Source organism: Rhodococcus sp. (in: high G+C Gram-positive bacteria) (assembly GCF_049299235.1).
Lineage (GTDB): Bacteria > Actinomycetota > Actinomycetes > Mycobacteriales > Mycobacteriaceae > Rhodococcus.
In genome coordinates this window covers 1-1,635 of sequence record NZ_JBAQXC010000022.1, presented here as the reverse complement: position 1 = coordinate 1,635, position 1,635 = coordinate 1, and the positions used below count along the sequence as shown (strand labels likewise).

At 61.9% G+C, this 1,635-nt stretch carries 2 protein-coding genes; one reads left to right on the top strand and one right to left on the bottom strand.

Translation table 11 applies throughout. The features are described from left to right. Positions 1-123: 123 nt before the first annotated feature. Entirely contained in the window at positions 124-1,185 is a 1,062-nt protein-coding gene (locus WAX14_RS01570; protein ID WP_422626341.1) for a hypothetical protein, read from the bottom strand. Between the two features lie 90 nt (positions 1,186-1,275). Here WAX14_RS01570 and WAX14_RS01565 point away from each other — a divergent pair, with 90 nt between their 5' ends. Continuing rightward, positions 1,276-1,485, top strand: coding sequence for a hypothetical protein (locus WAX14_RS01565; protein ID WP_422626340.1), 210 nt, complete (start codon positions 1,276-1,278; stop codon positions 1,483-1,485). Positions 1,486-1,635 lie beyond the last annotated feature (150 nt).

The following is a 1,635-nucleotide window of genomic DNA, read 5'->3' as shown; positions in this document are numbered from 1 at the left end:
GCGGTGGGCAGCCTCGACTTTGTACTCGGCGGTGAACGACCGGCGTTTACGAGGGGGCATGGTGGCATCCTTCCAGCGGGACCGGTGTCCCGCCAAATCGATGTCCACTTTCAGGGGGAAACCTCAGGTGCCGTCATGGTTACTGCTGGGGGCGGAAAAGTGGACGGGTACTTCTGTGAGCTTCGTGCCCTCGGGGTCATGCAAGCTTAGGATCCGGTCGAACTCGGCTTCGGGGTTTGCAAGTTCGTGGATGGAAATGAGCCCGTCGTCGGTTGTTTCGCCGAGACCGCCGGGCAGGTCAGCAACGAAGTTGCGGATCCGAAGTGGTCGGGTCGGTACGCGACCGTACTCAAGAAACTTCCGCCATTCGCGTTCCTCCTCGCTGTCCCGGTCGACCACGATCGTTCCAGTGTGGGTGATAGGGCGCTCGTGCACGGATTCGGCACAGCGCGCGAGGACGTGGACGGTCACGTACCGCCCCTCCACTTGCTTGGTTGTCGATGCGACGAGCGCCGGATACCCATCGGGGAGAATGGGTGGCGGGGCCGGCGCGGTTCCGACCGCGAAGTCGTACATGTAGTGCGGGTCGGCGTCGTTCAGCGTGACGTTGAGCAGGGAGATTCGAGAAGGAATGTCGGCTGGTTCGAGCCCGCGGTACGCCTCGATTGCGACCTGCGAGTCGACCTCCGGAAGGAGGATCTTCGTCATGGCTTGAAACCTGCTCAGTTCCTGCAGAACCCTGTCTCGACCACCCTCCAGGTAGTAGTCGATGACCTGCGGGAAGTCTGCTGCCCAGTTGTCGAACACCTCCAGGCCCTTCCATGTTGTTTCGAAGGGGTCCTCAGTGGTCAGATCGTCGAACCACTTGTCGTTTTCCTTCGTCGGGTTGAGCGGCATGGTGAGATGCCAGGCGTCAATGGTCCATCCTCGGTCTTTGGCGTACTCCTTGATCCGCTTGTAGGACTTGACTATCTGCGTGAGTTGGTTGGAGGTCAGGTTTCCCGCGAATTTCTTGACCTGATAAACGACTACGTGATTGTCCCCAAGGGGCACGTACACGTCGATGCCGCCGTCGCCTCGTGATGGTCGAATCCGCCGAGCAGAAGGATTCTCGCGGCAGATGCACATGGCTGCAACCGCCTCGATGTCGTCTCCCTCGTACCGAGTCCAGGGAACTCGTGACATCTTGACCTCCGATGCTGATCAAACGTGACTCAATGAATGAACTCTATTCGTCCGTGATCAGCATCGACGGCACGTCCCCGGTGGTCGCCGGTGGTCAATCGTGTGGCGACGCTGATTGCGCGGGCCTACGGCTTCGTCTGGCAGCGGTATGTGGGTGCGGTGGTGTTCACCTCGGTGGACGACGAGGGGGAGACGCTGAGCCTGCGTGAGGGGCAGGTGGAGGCGTTGTTGACGACGGCGCGTGTGGGCGGTGCGGTTGTGGTGGATGCGACGGTGGACGAGGCGGAGGTGGGGGCGTGATGCGTTCGGCGGTGGTGTCGCGGTCTGGGTGCGTCCCTCGGCGTGTGTGCCTGGTGGTGGGTGTGGGGGGTTGTTGTGTGCGGTGAGCTGGGGTGATGGCATGTCCCGGTGTGGTGCCGGCGGGTGTGGGTGGGGTCGGTGTTGGGGGTG